17 protein-coding genes and 1 rRNA gene are annotated in these 20,121 nt (G+C 72.1%); 2 read left to right on the forward strand and 16 right to left on the reverse strand.

What is annotated here, in order from left to right; genetic code table 11:
• Window positions 1-124, reverse strand: a 16S ribosomal RNA gene (locus GH740_RS07720); the annotation flags it as partial.
• Between the two features lie 519 nt (window positions 125-643).
• Between GH740_RS07720 and GH740_RS07725 the strand changes: the two genes are divergently transcribed.
• Window positions 644-1,963, forward strand: coding sequence for a CoA transferase (locus GH740_RS07725; RefSeq protein WP_153745561.1), 1,320 nt, complete (start codon window positions 644-646; stop codon window positions 1,961-1,963).
• 19 nt (window positions 1,964-1,982) lie between these two features.
• On the opposite strand, the gene GH740_RS07730 is transcribed toward GH740_RS07725, so the two are convergent.
• The 3 genes from GH740_RS07730 to tyrS are packed head-to-tail and all read right to left on the reverse strand — an operon-like array spanning window position 1,983 to window position 4,735.
• Window positions 1,983-2,609: a UdgX family uracil-DNA binding protein gene (locus GH740_RS07730; RefSeq protein ID WP_153745562.1), complete on the reverse strand. Its 627-nt coding sequence runs from the start codon at window positions 2,607-2,609 to the stop codon at window positions 1,983-1,985.
• A 9-nt stretch (window positions 2,610-2,618) separates the two neighbouring features.
• On the reverse strand, window positions 2,619-3,422 hold the full coding sequence (locus tag GH740_RS07735) for a DUF4184 family protein (protein WP_153745563.1): 804 nt from the start codon (window positions 3,420-3,422) through the stop codon (window positions 2,619-2,621).
• A gap of 2 nt (window positions 3,423-3,424) precedes the next feature.
• A complete protein-coding gene (gene tyrS / locus GH740_RS07740) occupies window positions 3,425-4,735 on the reverse strand; it encodes a tyrosine--tRNA ligase (protein WP_153745564.1) in 1,311 nt (436 codons plus the stop codon).
• A 75-nt stretch (window positions 4,736-4,810) separates the two neighbouring features.
• Between tyrS and GH740_RS07745 the strand changes: the two genes are divergently transcribed.
• Window positions 4,811-5,395, forward strand: a complete 585-nt coding sequence (locus GH740_RS07745) for a hypothetical protein (protein WP_153745565.1) — start codon at window positions 4,811-4,813, stop codon at window positions 5,393-5,395.
• A 96-nt stretch (window positions 5,396-5,491) separates the two neighbouring features.
• On the opposite strand, the gene GH740_RS07750 is transcribed toward GH740_RS07745, so the two are convergent.
• The 12 genes from GH740_RS07750 to pheS all read right to left on the reverse strand — a co-directional run bounded on the left by GH740_RS07750 (window position 5,492) and on the right by pheS (window position 20,096).
• Complete coding sequence (locus GH740_RS07750; RefSeq protein ID WP_153745566.1) at window positions 5,492-6,127, reverse strand: SatD family protein; 636 nt, start codon at window positions 6,125-6,127, stop codon at window positions 5,492-5,494.
• Window positions 6,128-6,192: 65 nt separating this feature from the next.
• The gene (argH, locus tag GH740_RS07755; RefSeq protein ID WP_367641072.1) at window positions 6,193-7,635 is read right to left on the reverse strand and encodes an argininosuccinate lyase; all 1,443 of its coding nucleotides are present in this window, start codon (window positions 7,633-7,635) and stop codon (window positions 6,193-6,195) included.
• Window positions 7,636-7,871: 236 nt separating this feature from the next.
• Window positions 7,872-8,819 (reverse strand): ornithine carbamoyltransferase, encoded by a 948-nt coding sequence (gene argF / locus GH740_RS07760; protein WP_153745567.1) that lies wholly within the window; start codon window positions 8,817-8,819, stop codon window positions 7,872-7,874.
• Window positions 8,816-10,072 (reverse strand): acetylornithine transaminase, encoded by a 1,257-nt coding sequence (locus GH740_RS07765; RefSeq protein WP_367641074.1) that lies wholly within the window; start codon window positions 10,070-10,072, stop codon window positions 8,816-8,818. Before GH740_RS07765 ends, argF begins: the two co-directional genes overlap by 4 nt.
• Entirely contained in the window at window positions 10,069-10,974 is a 906-nt protein-coding gene (gene argB, locus GH740_RS07770) for an acetylglutamate kinase (RefSeq protein ID WP_153745568.1), read from the reverse strand. Before argB ends, GH740_RS07765 begins: the two co-directional genes overlap by 4 nt.
• A complete protein-coding gene (argJ, locus tag GH740_RS07775) occupies window positions 10,971-12,128 on the reverse strand; it encodes a bifunctional glutamate N-acetyltransferase/amino-acid acetyltransferase ArgJ (RefSeq protein ID WP_367641077.1) in 1,158 nt (385 codons plus the stop codon). The genes argB and argJ overlap by 4 nt, the downstream gene beginning before the upstream one ends.
• Window positions 12,125-13,168, reverse strand: coding sequence for an N-acetyl-gamma-glutamyl-phosphate reductase (argC, locus tag GH740_RS07780; protein ID WP_153745569.1), 1,044 nt, complete (start codon window positions 13,166-13,168; stop codon window positions 12,125-12,127). The genes argJ and argC overlap by 4 nt, the downstream gene beginning before the upstream one ends.
• A 234-nt stretch (window positions 13,169-13,402) precedes the next feature.
• Window positions 13,403-14,143 carry a dienelactone hydrolase family protein gene (locus tag GH740_RS07785; protein ID WP_153745570.1) on the reverse strand — a complete coding sequence of 247 codons (741 nt, stop codon included), beginning with the start codon at window positions 14,141-14,143 and terminating at the stop codon, window positions 13,403-13,405.
• A 24-nt stretch (window positions 14,144-14,167) separates the two neighbouring features.
• Complete coding sequence (locus GH740_RS07790) at window positions 14,168-15,751, reverse strand: hypothetical protein (RefSeq protein ID WP_153745571.1); 1,584 nt, start codon at window positions 15,749-15,751, stop codon at window positions 14,168-14,170.
• Window positions 15,733-16,500: an ABC transporter ATP-binding protein gene (locus GH740_RS07795; RefSeq protein ID WP_153745572.1), complete on the reverse strand. Its 768-nt coding sequence runs from the start codon at window positions 16,498-16,500 to the stop codon at window positions 15,733-15,735. The genes GH740_RS07790 and GH740_RS07795 overlap by 19 nt, the downstream gene beginning before the upstream one ends.
• A gap of 42 nt (window positions 16,501-16,542) precedes the next feature.
• Window positions 16,543-19,053 carry a phenylalanine--tRNA ligase subunit beta gene (gene pheT / locus GH740_RS07800; RefSeq protein ID WP_153745573.1) on the reverse strand — a complete coding sequence of 837 codons (2,511 nt, stop codon included), beginning with the start codon at window positions 19,051-19,053 and terminating at the stop codon, window positions 16,543-16,545.
• Entirely contained in the window at window positions 19,053-20,096 is a 1,044-nt protein-coding gene (pheS, locus tag GH740_RS07805) for a phenylalanine--tRNA ligase subunit alpha (protein WP_367641080.1), read from the reverse strand. The genes pheT and pheS overlap by 1 nt, the downstream gene beginning before the upstream one ends.
• Window positions 20,097-20,121: the final 25 nt, after the last annotated feature.

Genomic DNA, 20,121 nt, shown 5'->3' on the forward strand with positions numbered 1-20,121 from the left:
CACGTGTTACTCACCCGTTCGCCACTAATCCCCCAGATGCAAGCACCCAGGTTCATCGTTCGACTTGCATGTGTTAAGCACGCCGCCAGCGTTCATCCTGAGCCAGGATCAAACTCTCCGTAAAAAAACGATGCCACAACACCACCGGGAAAACGGCAGACGCTGCAGCGAGTTCAACCTGACCAACACAGAATGCCATCACTGACAATCCATAAATTGATCCAAAGGAATCTCACCCCAACCAAAAACAGTCAGGACGAGGATAATTTGGCATTTGACAAGTGCACGCTGTTGAGTTCTCAAGGATCGGACGCACCCACGACCAGGCCAAAACCATCACGCAGGGCAACTTCACAATCATACCCGACCCGCACGCGCAGTCTGAGCGACACGCTGCTCTGATCGGGGTTCCCATGCTACCACCAACCGCGCCGGCTGAAAGGCCGACCGTGGAGGAGAATGGGAGGTGGTCCGCTGCTTGAGGGGGCGGGGCCTTCCGGCCTCTCCGCGGCACCCTTTGGGGCGAACAGGTATTACTGTACGCGACGCGGGCAGGCTCGGCCCAATCGAGGCTGCATCCCGGGCGTGTCTGGCTGATCGGACGCCATTTCCTCATCTCGGGGGGCGCGCGTACTGTCGGCGTATGACCACCGCCGCCGCGATCCTCGGTGAACTCGGACTGGCCTCCGCACCGGCCGTCGAGCCCGCCCGTCCGGTGCCGCTGCCGGCGCGGACCGCGGTCGCGGAGCTGGCGTGGGCCGGTGTGTCCGCGGCCTCGGCGGCGGCCGCCGCCCTGGCCGGCGCCCCGTCGGTGCGCCTGGATCCCGACCGGATAGCGCTCGCCTACGCGAGCGAGAAGCGACTTCTCGTCGACGGTGAGCACCCGGAGGCATTCGCCGCGCTGTCGGGCTTCTTCCGCGCAGCAGACGGGTGGGTCCGCACGCACGGGAACTATCCGCACCACGCCGCCGCGCTCCGTCGCGGCCTCGGACTCGGCGACAGCGCACTGCGCGACGACGTCGCCGCCGCACTGCAGCGCCTGCCCGCCGCCGCCGCCGCCGAAAGGGTGACGGGAGCCGGCGGACTGTGCGTCGTCGTCCGCGCGGAGGATCCCGCCCGCGACGCCCGTCTTCGGACCGAGCCGCTGATCGACGTGCGCTCAATCGGCGCGGCCCCCGCCAGCCCGCGCCTGGCCGGTTCTGCGGACGCGCCGCTGCGCGGCATCCGGATCCTCGACCTCACGCGCGTGATCGCCGGTCCGGTCGGGACGCGCACGCTCGCGCTGCTGGGCGCCGAGGTGCTGCGCATCGACCCGCCCGGCATCCCCGAGATCGCCGCGCAGCACCTGGACACCGGACACGGCAAGCGCTCCGCGCTCCTGAACCTTTCGGCGCCCGCCGATCGTGCGCGGTTCGACGAGTTGCTGCGCACCGCGGACGTCGTGGCTCTCGGGTACCGCGCGACATCCCTCGCCCGACTCGGACTCTCCCCCGACGCTCTCATCCGACGGCGCCCCGGGCTCGTGGTCGCCCAGCACACCGCATGGGCGGACCCCGACCGTCGCGGATTCGACAGCCTCGTGCAGGCGGCGTGCGGCATCGCGGTCATCGAGGGCGCTGCGGACGCGCCCGGAGTGCTCCCCGCCCAGGCGCTCGACCATACGACGGGATACCTGCTCGCCGCCGGCGTCATGGCGGCGCTGGCCCGGCGCGCGGCCGAGGGCGGATCGTGGCTCGTGGCGACATCCCTGCGACGCGTCGCCGCAGAACTGCTCGGGATGCCGCGGACCGCCGCCCCGCCGGCGTCGACGCCCATCGACCCGGCGCCGCACGTGCAGGAGTTCGACGTCGCCGGATCGCGGGTCACCACGGTCGGACCTGCCGTCGGGTACGCCGGCGGTCCCACCGCCTTCGCCGCGCCGCGGCCGTGGGGCGGCGACCGCGCGGCGTGGCTGGATCGGTAGCCGCGGGCCCCGCGTCGGGTCAGGCCTCGGTTGCGGCGAGGCGGAGGTCGTCGACGAGGGCGGCGAGCGCGCGTTCGCGCTCGTCGTGGTCGCGCATCCGCACGATCGCCGAGGGATGCGCGGTGACCACGACCGCGCGCCCGCCGGACTCCTGGCGCATGCCCCGCTCCTGCCCGATGCGCACGTCGCGGCCGAGCACCGCGCGTGCGGCCGTCGCGCCCAGGCATACGATGACGGCCGGCTGCACACTGCGGATCTCCGCCTCGAGCCACGGATGGCAGGCGGTGATGTGCGCGACCTGCGGCTTCTCGTGGATGCGCCGCTTGCCGCGCTGCTGGAACCGGAAGTGTTTGACGGCGTTCGTGAGATACACGCGATCGGATCCGATGCCGGCGGCGGCGAGCGCGTCCTGCAGGATCCGGCCGGCCGGGCCCACGAACGGCTCGCCCGCAAGGTCCTCCTTGTCGCCGGGCTGCTCGCCGACGAGCATGAGCCGCGCCGACTGGTCGCCGTCGCCGAAGACCACCTGCGTCGCGTCGCGCCACAGCTCGCAGCCACGGCACGCGTGAGCGGCCTCGCGCAGAGCGTCCACATCGTCCGAGTCGGGCACCCACGCGCCGGCTCCGGGCCGTTGCGCGTCCGTCATCCGGCGAGTCTACGACCGCGCGCGACGGCGCCGCACGCGCACCGCGATGCACAGCGCCACGGTGAAAGCGCCCCACACGCCGCACGCCGGTGGCAGGACCCGGTACGCCAGGTGCGCGGCCGTGAACGTCGGCGTCAGAGGCCCCAGCAGGACGAGGCCGATGAGCCAGGCCACCGCGAGAGCGGCCGCGAGCGCGGCCAGCCACAGCCACGGCAGCGCCGGCGTCGTTACGCGCCGCCGCGCCGTAACCGTCGCATGGCGCAGCCACAGCATCCCGCACACCACGAAGACCACGAGGCCCACGGCACTCGACCCGTGCTGCACCCACCGGTAGCCCACGAAGGGGCCCCACTGTTCGTCCAGGACCGGCAGCAGCGCCACACCGGTGCGGCCCTCGTGGCTGAACGCGTCCCACGCTATGTGGCTGGCAACGCCGATCAGGAGCGACAGCGCGAGGATCAGGATGCCGCGCAGCGGCGGGATCGCGCCACCGCGCGTGACCATCTCGCGCACGCTCGTCGCGGCATCCCACTCCGCCGGAAGCCGGCGCGCGAGCACAGGCGGGACCAGCTCGCGGGCGGCGGGGCGCAGCAGGAGGCGCCACAGCACCAGCAGGCCCAGCGCGAGCAGTGCCGTGACCGGCATCCAGCGGAGATCGTGCGTCCAGCCGTAGTCGATCACGGTGCCCAGCACAGTGCCGCGGACGAACAACGGCAGGTCGGGCGTCATGGCGCCCACCGCTATCGCCGCGGGCACCAGCGGCGTCCGCAGAAACGGCAGCGCGACGATGGCGTGGCTGGGCGTGAACGGCATCGTCAGCGGGCGACGAACACGCCCGCGAGCGTCTTCTTGCCGCGGCGCAGCACGGACACGCCCCCCGGCAGCGCACCGGTGACGAAAGCCCCCTCGTCCTCGACCCGGGCGCCGTCCAGCGACACGCCGCCCTGGGCCACAGCCCGCCGGGCCTCGGAAAGGCTCGAGACGAGGCCCGTGTCCAGCAGCGCCTGCGCGACGGTCGTGTCCACGGATGCCTCCACGTGCGGCAACTCGAGCAGCGCACTGCGCAGGGTGGCGGCATCCAGCGCCGTGAGGTCGCCCCCTCCGAACAGGGCGTCGGAGGCTGCCACCACGGCGGAGGTCGCGTCCGTCCCGTGCACGAGCGTCGTCACCTCGCGCGCCAGGCGCTTCTGCGCGGCACGGCGGAACGGCTCGGCCTCGACGAGGCGCGCGTACTCCTCGATCTCGGCCCGCGTCAGGAACGTGAAGATCTTGATGCGGTCGATCACGTCGGCATCGTCCGTGTTCAGCCAGAACTGGTACATCCGGTACGGGCTGCACATCTCGGCATCCAGCCAGATGGCGTTGCCCTCGCTCTTGCCGAACTTCGTGCCGTCGCTGTTGGTGATCAGCGGCGTGCCGATCGCGTGCGCCGACACGCCCTCCACACGGTGGATGAGATCCGTGCCGCTGGTGAGGTTGCCCCACTGATCCGAGCCGCCGGTCTGCAGCACGCAGTCGTACTGCCGGTACAGCTCGAGGAAGTCCATCCCCTGCAGGATCTGGTAGCTGAACTCGGTGTAGCTGATCCCGGCATCCGAGTTCAGCCGGGCGGCGACGGCGTCCTTCTTCAGCATCGTGCCGACGCGGTAGTGCTTGCCCACCTCACGGAGGAAGTCGATCGCCGACAGCTGCGCGGTCCAGTCGAGGTTGTTGACGATGCGGGCTGCGTTCTCGCCGTCGAAGCTGAGGAACCGCTCGACCTGCGCGCGCAGCTTTGCGACCCACTCCGCCACCGTCTCGCGCGTATTGAGGTTGCGCTCGGCGGTCGGCCGCGGGTCCCCGATCAAGCCCGTCGACCCGCCCACGAGACCCAGCGGCCGGTGCCCGGCCAGCTGCAGCCGGCGCAGCAGCAGCAGCTGCACGAGGTTGCCCAGGTGCAGACTCGGCGCGGTCGGGTCGAAGCCGCAGTAATACGTGATCGGGTCCCCGCCGAGCAGGGCGCGCAGCGCCTCGGGATCCGTGGACACGTGCACCAGGCCGCGCCAGACCAGTTCGTCCCAGACGTTGTCGAACGTCGGATCGTTGGCCGGCGCAAGGGCGCTCAGAGCGGGTGAGGACACGCGCATCAGGCTATCAGCGGGATCGCGGGGGATTTCGCTGTGAGCGAACGGGATGTCGTACCCGCATGCCAGACTGGCGACATGGTCCTGGTGCCCGGTGCCGACGTGCTGCTGACGGCCGTGCTGTCGATCTTCCTGTTCCTCGCGCTCTGCGCCGCGCTCGTGCTTATCGTCGTGGCGATGCGGCGGCTGTCGACGTATCCGCTCCTGGTCGCGGGGATCCTCGTCGTGCTGGCCCTGCTCGTGGTGGCGATCTCGCCCGTGAACACGCCGGCGATCATGGGCCTGATCCTCACGGTGCTCGGCGTGACGGTGGCCGTGGTCGGCGGCAATCCGGTGGCCCGGCGCGTCCTCGATTACGCGGCGGGGTCGCGGGTGCGCGAGACCGCGGACGGCGGCATCATCGTCACCGCCGACGACGGCGACACCGCGCGCACGCTCATGCGCGGCGGCACCGTGATCGGCTATCTGGAGCGGCTCGCTGCCGTCGTGGCGATCGTCGTGGGATACCCGGAGGCGATAGCGGTGGTCGTCGCGATCAAGGGAATCGGCCGGTTCTCCGAGCTCGGCGAGCCGGAGGCGCGGGAGCGGTTCATCGTGGGAACGCTCGCAAGCCTCGTCTGGGCGTGCGTGGTCGGCGCCCTGCTTCGGCTCGCCATCTGGTGAGTCGGCGACGCGAGCGTCGGCGGATACGTCCTCGCGTCTGCCGATGGGTGAGCGGCCCGCGCGGAGGATGCGATGGGCAGCTCGTGCGGCCGCGGATCAGCCGCGCAGCAGGCGGTAGCCCTCGACCACGGCGGCCGCGCCGGCGGCGGTCAGCGCCTGCGACACCGCCGACTGCGTGACGCCCTCTTGTGCCGCGAGTTGTCGCTGTGTGAGGCCGAGGCAGCGTCCGTGCGTGAGCCGGCGGGTCCGCTCGCTCATCGCGCTCACGAGCTGATCGCGCACCAAGAGGTACGCATTCGCGTGCCGCACGGCATCGCCGTCGGCATCCACGCTGCCGTCCGACGCCGCCACGCGCACCCGCGCCGCCGGGAGCGTACGCGCGGCGAGCGCCTCGGCCGTCTCGATCGCGGCGCGCGCCGCCCACCAGCCGGGCCCGTCCGAGATCCCGCCGGATGCCGAAGGCACCTCGCCCACCTCGCCGAGGCCGATGCCGTACCGGCACTGGACGGCGTCCGGCAGCGAAAGCTGCAGCAGCAGGGTCGCGCGCAGCGCGGCATCCAGGTCCGGGAAGACCCCCTGCATCTCGTCGCCGACGATGGGATGCAGCGGCACCAGCGCAACAGGAAGATCGCGCTGCAGGCGCGCGAGCGCCTCATCGAGCGCGCGCTGGGCGGCCTCCCGATCCGGGATGCGGCGGGAGCCGACGATGTCGACGATCAGCGCGGCGACCATGCGATAAGGATATCACTGATATCTGACGGAAATAAGCTATTGGCTGATCAAACCGCGATGATCAGTCAGAGGCCCAGCGCGTGCGCGGCTCCCTGCGCGCGGGCGACGAGTTCCGCGCGCTGTTCGGCGACACGGCCCGGCGCGGTCCCGCCGATGCCGTCGCGGCTGCCCACGGATCCGGCGATGGTGAGCACGTCGCGCACCGCGGGCGTCAGGTGCGGCGAGACTTCGGCGAGGAGCTCGTCGGACGCATCGGCCAGACCGATGCTCCGCTGCTCGCACGCCCGGACGAGCGCGCCGGAGATCTCGTGCGCGTCCCGGAACGGCACCCCCTGTCGCACGAGCCATTCCGCGACATCCGTCGCCAGGGAGAAGCCCTCCGGAGCGAGCCCCGCCATCCGCTCGAGGTCGAACCGCATCGTCGCGACCATGCCCGCGAACGCGGGCAGCAGCACCTCGAGGGTCGCCGCGGAGTCGAACACCGGTTCCTTGTCCTCCTGCAGGTCGCGGTTGTACGCGATCGGCAGGCCCTTCAGTGTGGAGAGCAGCCCGGTGAGGTTGCCGATCACGCGCCCCGCCTTCCCGCGGGCGAGTTCGGCGATGTCCGGGTTCTTCTTCTGCGGCATGATGCTCGAGCCCGTCGAATACCCGTCGTCGAGTGTGACGAACCCGAACTCGCGCGTGTTCCACAGGATGACGTCTTCGGCGAAGCGCGACAGGTCCACCCCGATCTGAGCCGCTATGAACGCGAACTCCGCGACCACGTCGCGCGCGGCGGTGCCGTCCAGGGAGTTCTCGGCGGGGCGATCGAGGCCGAGCTCGCGGGCGACGAGCGCCGGGTCCAGTCCCAGGCTCGATCCGGCGAGCGCTCCGCCCCCGTACGGGGATACGCGAGCGCGGGCGGACCAGTCGCGCAGCCGCTCCAGGTCGCGCACGAGGGGCCAGCCGTGTGCCTGCAGGTGGTGCGCGAGCAGCACCGGCTGGGCGTGCTGCAGGTGCGTGCGGCCGGGCATGATCGCGTCGGGGTTCGCCTCGGCCTGCGCGACGATGGCGTCGATGAGGCGCAGGATGCCGCGGGCGATCGTGCGCGCGTGGTCGAGCAGATACAGCCGGATCAGGGTCGCTATCTGGTCGTTGCGGCTGCGTCCCGCGCGCAGACGGCCGCCGAGGTCGGCGCCGGCGCGTTCGATAAGGCCGCGCTCGAGGGCGCCGTGCACGTCCTCGTCGGTGGGCGCGGCGGTGAAGGCGCTGGAGGCGACATCCGCCTCCAGCCGGTCCAGCGCGTCGCGCATGCCCGTCAGCTGCGCCTCGTCAAGGTAGCCAGCGGCGTGCAGTGCGGCCGCATGCGCCCGCGAGCCGGCGATGTCGTACGGAGCCAAGACCCAGTCGAAGTGCGTCGAGCGGCTGAGGGCGGCGAGCTCGGGAGACGGGCCGGATGCGAAGCGGGCGCCCCACAGCGCCCCCTCGTTGGTGCCGTGGTGCTGGGGCCTGCCGCTCTCGGTGCTCACCGTTCCAGCCTAACGGCGCGGGGCGCGGCGCCGTTTGCCGTCCGGTGGCGCCGCATCGGGGCGACGATGCGACACGAGGGGACGAGAATCCCGCGGGGTGCGGCGGTTTGCCGTCCGGTGGTGTCGCTTCAGGACGACGAAGCGACACGAGGGGACGGGAGGATCGCCGTCCTGAGATGCCGCATCCGGCGAGGGATGCGGCACGAAGGGACGGGGAGTTGCGGAGAGCGGGCGCGCTACGCGGCGGGCTCCGCCGCGGTGCCGTTCTGCCGCAGCAGCCACACCAGCAGCGCCTTCTGCGCGTGCAGGCGGTTCTCCGCCTCATCCCACACGACGGACTGCGGGCCGTCGATCACCTGGGCATCCACTTCGTAGCCGCGGTCGGCGGGCAGGCAGTGGATGAAGATGGCGTCGTCCTTCGCCGTCGCCATCAGCTCGCTGGTGACCTTGTAGCCGCCGAGGTCGCGCAGCCGCGCCACCTTCTCCTCCTCCTTGCCCATCGACACCCACGTGTCGGTCACGATGACGTCCGCGCCGGCGGCCGCCTCGTTCACGTCGGTCAGCAGCGTCACGGACCCGCCCGTGGCGGCGGCCCGCCGATCGGCATCCGCCACGACGTCCTCGCGCGGCGCGTACTGCTCGGGGGATGCCACGCGAACGTGCATCCCCGCCGTGACGCACGCCAGCACGTACGAGTGCGCCATGTTCGACCGGCCGTCGCCGAAGAACGCCAGCGTCAGCCCCGCCAGGTCGCCCTTGTGCTCGCGGATCGTCAGCAGGTCGGCCAGCAGCTGACACGGATGGAAGTCGTCGGACAGCGCATTCACGACCGGCACCCGCGTGCCGCGCGCCATCTCCTCCAGCCCCGCCTGCGCATACGTGCGCCACACGATCGCCGCGACCTGCCGCTCCATGACCCGCGCGGTGTCGGACGGGGTCTCCTTGCCGCCGAGCTGGCTGTTCGCGGTGGAGATGATCAGCGGTGAACCGCCCAGATCGGCGATCCCCACGGCGAACGACACGCGCGTACGCGTCGAGGACTTGTCGAAGATCACCGCGACGGTCTGGGGCCCGGCGAGCACCCGGTTCGACCAGCGGTCCTTCTTCAGCTCGATCGCCAGGTCGAGGATCTCGGCCTGCTCGGCGGGGGTCAGGTCATCATCGCGCAGCAGGTGACGGGTCATGCATGGTCCTTCGGGTCGGTTCCGGAGCGGTCGGCTTCGGAGCGGGGGGAGGATGCCGCGACCTCGGCGAGCGCGGCGGCGAAGACTGAGGTGAACTCGTCGACCTCCGCGTCGCCGATCGTGTAGGCGGGCGCCAGGCGGATCACGTCGGACGTGGGCGCATTGACGATGAGGCCGCGCCGCTGCGCGGCATCCCGCACCTCGGCGGCGACGAGAGCGGACAGCGTGACGCCGATCAGCAGCCCGGCACCCCGGGTGCCGGTCACCAGTGGCATGCCGGCGACCGCCGCACGCAGCTGGGCACCGCGCTCGTTCACATTCGCGAGCAGCCCGGACGTCTCGATCTCGGTGAGCACCGCACTGCCCACGGACGTGGCCAGCGGGTTGCCGCCGAACGTCGAGTTGTGGGTGCCGGGATAGAACAGGTCGCTGTCGCCGAATGTGACCAGCGCGCCCAGCGGGAACCCGGCGGCGATCCCCTTCGCGAGGCTCATCGCATCCGGCAGGATGCCCTCGCGCTGGAACGCGAACCACTCCCCCGTGCGGCCCACGCCGGTCTGCACCTCGTCGACGATCAGCAGCGCACCGTGCGCGGTGGTCAGCTCCCGCGCACGGCGCAGGAACCCGTCCGGCAGCGGCACGACGCCGGCCTCGCCCTGGATGGGCTCGACCACGAGCGCGGCGACGGTGTCGTCAATGGCAGCCTCGAGCGCCTCGAGTGTGGGGTCGATGTGGGCCACGCCCGGCAGCAGCGGCCGGAACGGGTCCTGGTAGGCGGGCTTCGGGGTCAGCGACAGCGAGCCCATCGTGCGTCCGTGGAACGCGCCGTTCAGGCTCACGATCGTGGTCTTGCCGGTCTTGCGGCCGTGCAGCCGGGCGAGTTTTATCGCCGTCTCGTTGGCCTCGGAGCCGGAGTTCGCGAAGAACACGTGTCCGTGCTCGCCGGTGCCGGCCAGGCGCTTGAGCCGCGCGGCAAGCTCCAGCTGCTGCGGCGTGGCGAAGTAGTTCGACACGTGGGCGAGGATCGCGGCCTGCCGGGAGACGGCCTCGACGAACACGGGATGCGCGTGGCCGAGGGCGTTCACGGCGATCCCGCCGAGGAAGTCGAGGTAGCGGGTGCCGTCGGCGTCCCAGACGTGCGAGCCCTCCCCGCGCACGAGCAGCGCGAGCCGCCCGCCGAGGTTCAGCAGGTCGCGGGTCACCTCGTCCTGCCAGGTCTGCGTGCTGCCCGCGCCGGGGCCTGCGTCGTTCACTGCGCCACCACCTCTGTTCCGATGCCCTTCTGGGTGAAGATCTCCACGAGCACCGAGTGCGGCACCCGTCCGTCGATGATCGCCGCGGTCTCCACGCCCCCCGACACGGCGTCCAGGCACGCCCGCATCTTCGGGATCATGCCGGACTCCAGGCTCGGCAGCAGCGCGCGCAGCTCGTCCGCGGTCAGCCGGGAGACGAGCGAGTCGCGGTTGGGCCAGTCCGCGTAGAGCCCGGGGACGTCGGTGAGGATGACGAGCTTGGCGGCATCCAGCGCCACGGCGAGGGCCGCCGCGGCCGCGTCCGCGTTCACGTTCAGCGAGTGGCCGGGATTGTCCAGGTCCGGCGCTATCGAGGAGACGACCGGGATGCGCCCGGCCGCGAGGTGGTCCAGGATCGGCTGCGGGTCGACCTGTTCGACGTTGCCGACCCGGCCCAGGTCGTGCTCGACGCCGTCGATCACGACGCCGCGGCGGCGGCCGCCGAACAGTCCCGCGTCCTCGCCGGACAGGCCGGTCGCGAGCGGGCCGTGCGCGTTGATCTTGGCCACCAGCTGCGGGTTTATCTGCCCGGTGAGCACCATCCGCACGACGGAGATGGCCTCAGTCGAGGTGACCCGGTATCCGCCCTTGAACTCGCTGGGGATCGCGAGCCGGTCCAGCATCGCGGAGATCTGGGGTCCGCCGCCGTGCACGACCACCGGCCGCACGCCGACGTAGCGCAGGTACGCGATGTCGGCGGCGAAGGCGTCCTGCAGCTCCTCGGAGACCATCGCGTTGCCGCCGTACTTGATGACGACGACCTGGTCGCGGAACCGCCGCAGCCACGGCAGCGATTCGATCAGCGTCCTCGCCTTGGCGGACGCCTCGGCCGGGTCGGTGTCCTGGATGCGGGAGTCGGTCATGACGAGTAGGCGCTGTTCTCGTGGACGTAGTCGTGGGTGAGGTCGTTCGTGAGGATCGTCGCCGTGTGGTCCCCGGCCTTCAGGTCGATGATCACGTGCGTGGCCCGGGGCGTGAGGTCGACCTGCTCGCGGGGGGCGTCCGGTCCGCCGGCGGTGCACACGCGCACGCCGTTCATCCAGACGTCGGTGTCGTACGGGTCGAACGCTGCCCGCGTGGTCCCGATCGCCGCCAGCACACGTCCCCAGTTGGGGTCGTTGCCGAACACCGCCGCCTTGAACAGGTTGTTGCGGGCGACCGCGCGGCCCACCTCGACCGCGTCGGGCTCGGATGCCGCGTGTCGCACCTCGATCGTGATGTCGTGGCTGGCCCCCTCAGCGTCGCCCTGCAGCTTGCGCGCGAGCTCCCCGCACAGGTCGGCCAGCGCGGCCTCGAACGCGGCGAGGTCCGGCACGACGCCGGACACGCCGGACGCCATCAGCGTCACCTGGTCGTTCGTGGACATGCAGCCGTCCGAGTCCAGCCGGTCGAAGCTGACCCGGGTGGCCGCGCGCAGCGCCGCGTCGGCCTGTGCGGCGTCGAGGACGGCGTCCGTCGTGATTACGACGAGCATCGTGGCAAGGCCCGGCGCCAGCATCCCGGCCCCCTTCGCCATGCCGCCGATGATCCAGCCGGCGCCCTCGCGCACGGCGGTCTTGCTGACGGTGTCGGTGGTCATGATGGCCGACGCCGCCGCCTGCCCGCCGTCCGCCGACAGGGCGCCGATCGCCTTTTCCACCCCGTCCAGGACCTTGCCGCGGAACACCTCGTCGCCGGAGCCGATAAGCCCGGTGGAGCAGACGAGGATGTCGGCGGCGCTCACTTCCAGGAGCTCGGCCGCCTTCTCGGCGGTCATATGCGTGGTCTGGAATCCGAATGTCCCGGTGAAGCAGTTCGCCCCGCCGGAGTTGAGCACGACGGCCTCGACCACACCGTCGGCGACCGCCTGCTGCGACCACAGGATCGGGTTGGCCTTCGCGCGGTTGCCGGTGAACACGGCCGCGCCGACCTTGCGGGGACCGCGGTTGACGACGACGGCTACGTCGGGCTTGCCGGTGGACTTGAGGCCCGCGGCGACGCCGGCCGCCTCGAACCCCTGCGCTGCGGTGACGGTCACGGGGCGACTCCGTTCACGGTGAGGGCGCGGTCCTCGGGAAGGCCCAGCGCTATGTTCATGGATTGGACGGCCGCGCCGGCGGTGCCCTTGACGAGATTGTCGACCGCGGTCACGACGGTGACCCGGTTCGCGTCGCGGTCGATGTGCAGGCCCATCAGCGCGGTGTTGGCGCCGATGACGTCGGCGGTGCGCGGGTAGACGCCCTCGGGCAGCAGCTGCACGAACAGCTCGTCGCCGTACGCGCGCTCCCACGCGGCGCGGACGTCGGTGTCGGAGGCGCCGGGGGCGATCCGGGCGGAGCTGGTGGCGAGGATGCCGCGGGCCATCGGAACTATCACGGGCGTGAACGACAGGCGCACCTCGGCGGCGCCGGCGGCGCGCAGCGCCTGGGCGACCTCGGGGATGTGCCGGTGCACGCCGCCCACCGCGTACGGGTTCGCAGACCCCAGGATCTCGCTGCCGAGCAGGTGCGGCTTCAGGCTCTTGCCGGCGCCGGACGGGCCGACCGCGAGCACGGTGACAAGGTCGGTGGCCTCGATCACGCCGGCGGCGACGCCGGGCGCAAGGCTCAGGCTGACGGTCGACGCGTTGCAGCCGGGGGCGGCGATGCGCGTCGCGCCGACGAGGTTCGCCCGCTGCTTCCCGGACGCGGTCGGCAGTTCGGGCACGCCGTACGCCCACGGTTCGTGGAACGCGCCCCCGTAGAAGGCGTCCCACGCGTCGGCGGAGACGAGCCGGTGGTCGGCGCCGGCATCCACGACGAGCCCCACGTCGGACAGCGCGTCGGTGTACTGGCCGGACTGGCCGTGCGGCAGCGCCAGGAAGACTATGTCGTGCCCGGACAGGATCTCGGGCGTGGTGTCCTGCAGGTCGAGGTGCGCGAGGCTGCGCAGGTGCGGCTGGTGCCGGATCAACGGCTGGCCGGCGTTCGCGTGGGCCGTGACGGTGCGGATCTCGATGTCGGGGTGTGCGGCGAGGATGCGGAGGATCTCTCCGCCCGCATAGCCGGAGGCGCCGGAGACGGCGACCGAATAGGTCATTCTTCTACCTTAGTTTCGCGAGGATCGCCGGACGGACCGGCGGGGGCCGTATGACGGCGACGCCCTCGCGCGTCCGACTCGGCGGCGCGGCGCGGGGTCGCCTAGAGTCGGCGGCCGCCTCGGCGAACCAGACGTCGGCGCACGGAACCGAGGCTCACGGCGAGCTGCTCGAGGTTCTGCACGGCCATGGCCCGACGATAGCGGCCCGGCCGCGGCATCCGCAAATCGCCGGCGTCACAGGCGTGCGGCGAAGAACTCCGTGACCCGCTGCCACGCGTCGGCGGCCGCGTCGGGGTCGTAGCGGGCGCCGGTGTCGTTGAAGAACGCGTGCGCGGCATCCTCGTACACGACGGGGGTGAACTCGACGCCGGCCGCCGCCATCGCCTCGCGCACGCCAGGCAGCGCGTCCATCAGGGCGGGGTCGTGCGCGCCGTACAGCGCGAGCACCGGTGCGCGGATGGCGGCGATCCGCTCCGGGTCCGGCGCGGTGCCGTAGAACGCCGCGACCGCACGGATCCGCTCGTCGGAGGCGGCCAGCAGGAACGCGTACGTACCGCCGAAGCAGAATCCCACCGCGCCGATGCGGGCGTCCACGCCGGGCTGCTGGTCGAGCCAGTCCACCGCGACGGTGAGGGCCCCGACCGCCCACGCGGCGTACTCGGGGGCCCGCGCGCCGGCGAGCGCCTCGCGCATCCGGGGCTGCGCGGCGGTGCGGGCGGCCTCATCGCGGGAGTTCATCAGCGCGAACAGCTCGGCGCCGAGCGCCGGTGCCACTCCGCCGTGGCTGAGGATGTCGGGGGCCACCACGACGTATCCCTCACGGGCGAACCGGCGGGCGACGTCCACGATGTGGTCGGTGAGCCCCCAGATCTCGTGGATCACGACGACGCCGCCGCGCGGGTCGCCGTCCGGTCGGGCGACGAACGCGTCGAGCCTCTCGCCGTCGGGCGCCACCAGCGTGATCGTGTCGGACATGCCCCCACGGTACGCCGCGCGGCGTCAGCGGGTGGGGAACGCCTTGATGCGCTGCAGCAGGTCGGGTCCGGTGCGGTCCAGGATCCGTCCGCCCACCGTCACGCCGACCGCCATCGCCGCCGTCCCGAGCACCAGCGCGACCGTCAGCGCCATCCATCCCAGGAGCAGGTTCTGGCCGAGCACGCCGATGACGGCGAGCACGAGCGACGGGGCCGCTATCGCGAGCACGGCGGCCATCACGACGAACACCAGCAGACCGTTGACGAACGTCTGCCCGGGCACGGTCCGGAACGGGCTGTCCCCGGCGGCGGGCACCGGTGAGACGATCAGGGCGGACGAGACCGCCGACGCCGCATACCCTGCCAGCATCAGCGCAAGCGCCGCACCCAGGACCGCCGGCAGCGTCCGCCACGCGTCGCCCACGGCCGCGGTGATCACCGCCACGACCACAATGGCCGGGATGCCGACGGAGGCCGCCGCGAGCATCCGGCCGAGCCGATCCTGCCACCCGCGCACACCGCTGGAGAGGACGGCCGCGAACGCGGTGCCGTCGTACGAGACGTCGGTGTATCCGACGATCGCCAGCACGAACGCCACCAGGACCGCGGACGCCTGGAACGGCGGGGTGCCCGGGCCTGCTGTGAACACGAACAGGAGCGGCAGCAGCGGGACCAGGATGAGCTGGCGCAGGTACCGCGGATCCCGCGTCCACGCGGTCAGGCAGCGGGCCCACATCGCCCCCACCCCGCCCGTCGGCATCCGGCCGAACAGCCCGAGCGCACCGGCCTTCACGGCACGGACCTCACGCCGCGGCGGCGCGTCGACGGACGCCTCGAGCGCCTTGGCCCACGTTATCCACAGCACCGCGAGGGTGCCGGCCGCGACGACGAGCTTGCCGAGCGCGGCGAACCCCGCGCCGAGGACGAGGTCGGCGGGCAGGGCCCAGGCCGCACCCAGCGGCGTCCAGCTGAGCACCTCCGCGGCCTGCGCCAGACGGTGCAGCGGTGCGCCGGTGGCATCCAGCACCCCGATCGCGGTCATCACGATCGGGCCGCTGAAGATCAGCAGGCCGAGCACGACGGTGCCGACGACCTCCCGGCCGCGACGACGCGCGCCCAGCCCGGCCGACAGCGTCGTGATGAGCGCGCCGGCCACGACGCACGTGCCGACGCCGATCACCGCACCCACGACGCTCACGAGCGCGGCGGCCGGCCATCGCATCCACAGCGACGCGGTGCCGAGAGCGGCTATCGCCGTGGCGATGCCGGGGATGCCGGTCAGTCCGGTGCCGGCCAGCGCGAGCATCGTCTGGCGCCGGGTCAGCGGGAACGGCGCGAGGCGGCCGGCATCCACCGTGGTGTCGGTGCCGGCGATCAGCACCGGGCCGATCACCCAGCCCGCGACGAGCACCGATCCGCCGAGGATGGCGACGATCCGCGCCGGCGCCGGGCCCTGCAGCACCGCCAGCGCTATCAGCCCGGTCAGGACAGCGAGCAGCACGCCGGCCGCCCACAGCATCCCGAACAGGAACCCCACCAGCTGCCACGGGCTGCGGCTGAGCGTGTTCAGCAGGACCCGGTAGCGCAGCCTCAGGACTGTCGCAACCATGCGGGCCCCGCTGTGTCGTGCCGGCCGCCCACCACCGAGATGAAGCGCTCCTGCAGGCTCGCGCCGGCCCGGACCTCGTCGACCGTGCCGGCCGCGAGGACCCGTCCGGCGGCGAGGATGGCGACGTGGTCGCACATCCGCTGCACGAGGTCCATCGAGTGGCTGGAGACGATCACGGACCCGCCGGACGCGGTGTAGCTGCGCAGCACGTCCTCGATGTTCGCGGCCGACACGGGATCGACCGACTCGAACGGCTCGTCGAGCACGAGCATCCGCGGCGCGTGCACGAGCGCGCACGCCAGCGCCGCCTTCTTCGTCATGCCGGCGGAGTAGTCCGCGACGATCGTGCCCGCAGCTTCGCGCAGGTCCATCATCGTCAGCAGGTCGTCAACCCGCGGCGCTATCTCGGGGCGCGGGATGCCGAACATCATGGCGGTGTACGTGATGAGCTGCTCACCGGTGAGCCGGTCGAAAAGGCGCACGCCGTCGGCGAGGTTGCCGATGATGCGCTTGGCGGCGACCGGGTCGCGCCACACGTCGATGCCGTGCACGGCAACGGTGCCCGCGTCCGGGCGCAGCAGCCCGGTGGCCATCGACAGCGTGGTCGTCTTGCCGGCGCCGTTCGGGCCGACGAGCCCGTAGAACGAGCCGGTGGGCACGTCGAGATCGATGCCGGCCACGGCGACCTTGTCGCCGAATCGCTTGGCGAGTCCGCTGATCCGCAGGGCCGGTTCGGTCGATTCGCTCATCGGCTCGAGCCTATCCGCGCGGACCCGCGGCGTGCACCGCCGTCAGTCGCGCAGCCTCGCCCCGAACCGCTCGGCGGCAAGCTCGACGCCCTGCAGCTTCGCCGCGGTGGCGTCCGCCGCCGTCAGGGTCCGGTCCGCTCCCCGGAACAGCAGCGCGAACGTCAGGCTCTTCGTGCCGTCGGCGATCCCCTGCCCGCGGTAGTCGTCGACCAGGCGCAGCGACTCCAGGAGCGTCCCGCAGCCGTCCACGAGCGCGGCGCGGACGGCGGCCGCCGGTACCTCGACGGGCACCACGAGCGAGACATCCTGTGTGGCGGGCGTGTGCGCGGACAGGGATGTCGCCACCACCGCGTCGCCGGCGGAGGCCAGGAGCTGGTCCAGGTCGAGCTCGACGACGTACACGCGGCCGGTCAGGTCGGCGTCGGCGGCGACATCCGGCAGCAGCTCGCCGGCGTAGCCGATCTCGCGGCCGCCCGCGGTGACGGTGGCGGTGCGACCCGGGTGCAGCGCCGCACGCTGACCCTGGGCTATCTCGACGGCGGATCCGGCGGCGGCGGCGATAGTGCGGACGACGTCCACGGCGTCGACGAGCGTGAACGGCTCGGCGAGCCGGTCCGGCTGCTTGGCGATCCTGTTCCCCGTCAGCAGCACGCCCACGCGGCGCGGCTGGGCCGGCAGCGCGGCGTCGAGGGCGGCGAGCGTCGCGTCGTCGGGGCGGCGGGCGGGCGCGGGCACCTCCGCGGTGCCGTAGGCGACGCCGGGCTCGGGCAGGAACACCGCCCCCAGCTCGTAGAGGGCGAGGTCGGTGAACCCGCGGGCCGCGTTGCGGTGCGCGACCTGGAGGAGTCCGGGCACGAGTGAGCGGCGCAGGTACGGGGCGCTGCCGTCGAGCGGGTTCGCGAGCTTCACGCTCGGCTGCGGCGCGCCGTCGGCCGAGCCGTGCAGGTCGTTGTGCGCGGCGGTCGTGAACGGGAACGACGGCGTCTCGACCAGGCCGGCCGCCGCGAGCGCGTTCGCGACGCGGCGGCGGCCCTTCTGGTCCGCGGTCCACCCGCGCCCGGCGGGCGGGGTCGGCAGCACCGACGGGACCCGGTCCAGCCCCTGGATGCGGGCGACCTCCTCGGCGAGCGTCCACTTGTCGGTGAGGTCGGGCCGCCAGGACGGGGGCGTGACGAGCCAGCGGTCGTCCGCGTCGTACACGTCCGCGCCGATCGTCTGCAGCGACGACGTGATCTCGGCATCGTCGTAGTCGACGCCGACCAGCCCGGGCACGAACGGCTTCGGCAGGGCGATGGCTTCCCGCTCGTACGCGGTGAACAGGGCGCCGCCCACCTCGAGGTCGAGCGTGCCGCCGGCCAGCTGCACCATCAGGTCGGCCACGCGCCGCGCGGCGACGAACGGGATCAGCGGGTCCACTCCGCGCTCGAAGCGACGGGAGGCCTCGGAGGGAAGCTTGTGCCGGCGGGCGGTGCGTGCGATCGTCACCGGGTCGAACGTGGCCGCCTCGATCAGCACGTTCACGGTGGTCGCGCTCATTTCGGTGGCCGCGCCACCCATCACGCCGGCCAGGCCGATCGGGCCCGACCCGTCGGTGATCAGCAGGTCCTCGGGATGCAGGTCGCGCACCTGATCGTCGAGCGTCGTCAGCGTCTCCCCCGGGCGCGCGCGCCGGACGGTGATCCCGTCGGTCAGCGTGTCCAGGTCGTAGCCGTGCACGGGGTTGCCGAGCTCGAGCATGACGTAGTTCGTGATGTCCACGAGCACCGAGATCGAGCGGATCCCGGCCAACACAAGACGCGATATCATCCACGGCGGCGTCGGGGCCGCGGCATCCACCCCCCGCACTATGCGGGCGACGAACTCGCTCGCGCCGGCGTGGCCGCGGATCGGCGCGTCATCCTCCACCGCGACGGCGAACCCGCCGTCGGGCTGCTGCAGCTGGTCCCACGCGCGCTCCCCCGGGTCGCGGAACGTGCCCCCGGTGGCGTGCGCGTACTCGCGCGCGACGCCGCGCAGGCTCAGCGCGTAGCCGCGATCGGGGGTGACGTTGATCTCCACGGCGACGTCGTCCAGGCCCAGCAGCGGGATCGCGTCCGCGCCGACCGGCGCGTCCAGGCCCAGGTCGACCAGGCGCAGGATGCCGGCGTGCTCGTCGCCGAGGCCGAGCTCGCGCGCCGAGGCGATCATGCCGTCCGAGACGTGTCCGTACGTGGTGCGCGCGGCGATCGGGAACGGGCCCGGCAGCACCGCGCCGGGCAGCGTCACGATGACCTTGTCGCCGGCGTCGAAGTTGTGCGCGCCGCAGACGATGCCGCGCACGCCGCCGTGCGCCTCGCCCACGTCGACCTGGCACCAGTTGATCGTCTTCCCGTTCGTCTGCGGTTCGGAGACGAACTCGAGCACCCGACCGACCACGACCGGGCCGGTCACCTCGAACCGGTGCACGTCCTCCTCTTCGAATCCGACCGACACAAGGGCCGCCAGGACGTCCGCGGGCGTCGTGCCCGGCGCCACGTCGACGTATTCACGCAGCCACGACAGGGGGACGCGCATCACACCACCATCCCGAACTGCTCGCTGAAACGGATGTCGCCCTCGGCCATGTCGCGCATGTCCTGCACATCGCTGCGGAACATCAGCGCCCGCTCCACGCCGATGCCGAACGCGAAGCCGGAGTACACCTCGGGGTCGATCCCGGCCGCGCGCAACACGTTCGGGTTGACCATGCCGCAGCCGCCCCATTCGATCCAGCGCGCGCCGCCCTTGAACGTGGGATGCCACAGGTCGAACTCCGCGGACGGCTCCGTGAACGGGAAATAGTTCGTGCGCAGCCGGGTCTTCGCCTCGGCGCCGAACAGCTGCTGTGCGAGGTGGTCGAGCGTGCCCTTCAGGTGCGCCATCGTGATGCCCTCGTCCACGACGAGACCCTCGACCTGCGTGAACACCGGCAGGTGCGTGGCGTCGTACTCGTCGGTGCGGAAGACCCGGCCGGGCGAGATGACGTAGATCGGCAGTTCACGGGTCAGCATCGAGCGCATCTGCACCGGACTGGTCTGCGTGCGCAGCACGAGGTGACGCTCGGGCGGGTCGACGTAGAAAGTGTCCTGCATCTGGCGCGCGGGATGGTCGGGGTCGAGGTTCAGGGCGTCGAAGTTGTACCACTCGTGCTCGAGCTCGGGGCCCTCGGCAACCTCCCAGCCCATGCCGATGAAGATGTCGCCGATCTCCTCCTGCAGGAGGGTCAGCGGATGTCGCGCGCCGACCCGCGCGTGCGATGCCAGTGCCGTGACGTCCACCCGCTCAGCCTGAAGCCGTGCCGCGGTCTCGGCCTGCTCCAGCTCCGCTTCGCGCGCGGCCAGCGCCTGCCCGACCTGCGCACGGCCCTGCCCGAGGAGCTTGCCGAATGCCGCCTTGTGCTCGGGCGGGACGGAGCGCATGTGCGCGTTCAGGCGCGCCAGCGGCGAGCCTTCCGCGGCGTGCGCAGCCCGCGCGGCCTTCAGCGCCGCCGTGTCGGCGGCGGCGGCGATGGCCTGCAGCGCGGCCTGGACCGCGTCATCCACCGCCTCGGGGGTGATCTCGGTAACGTCGTCGGACACGAGAGTCGAGTCTACCGGCGCCGCG

The sequence above is a fragment of the Microbacterium sp. SYP-A9085 genome (assembly GCF_009649635.1).
In the GTDB taxonomy this organism is placed as follows: Bacteria; Actinomycetota; Actinomycetes; order Actinomycetales; family Microbacteriaceae; genus Microbacterium.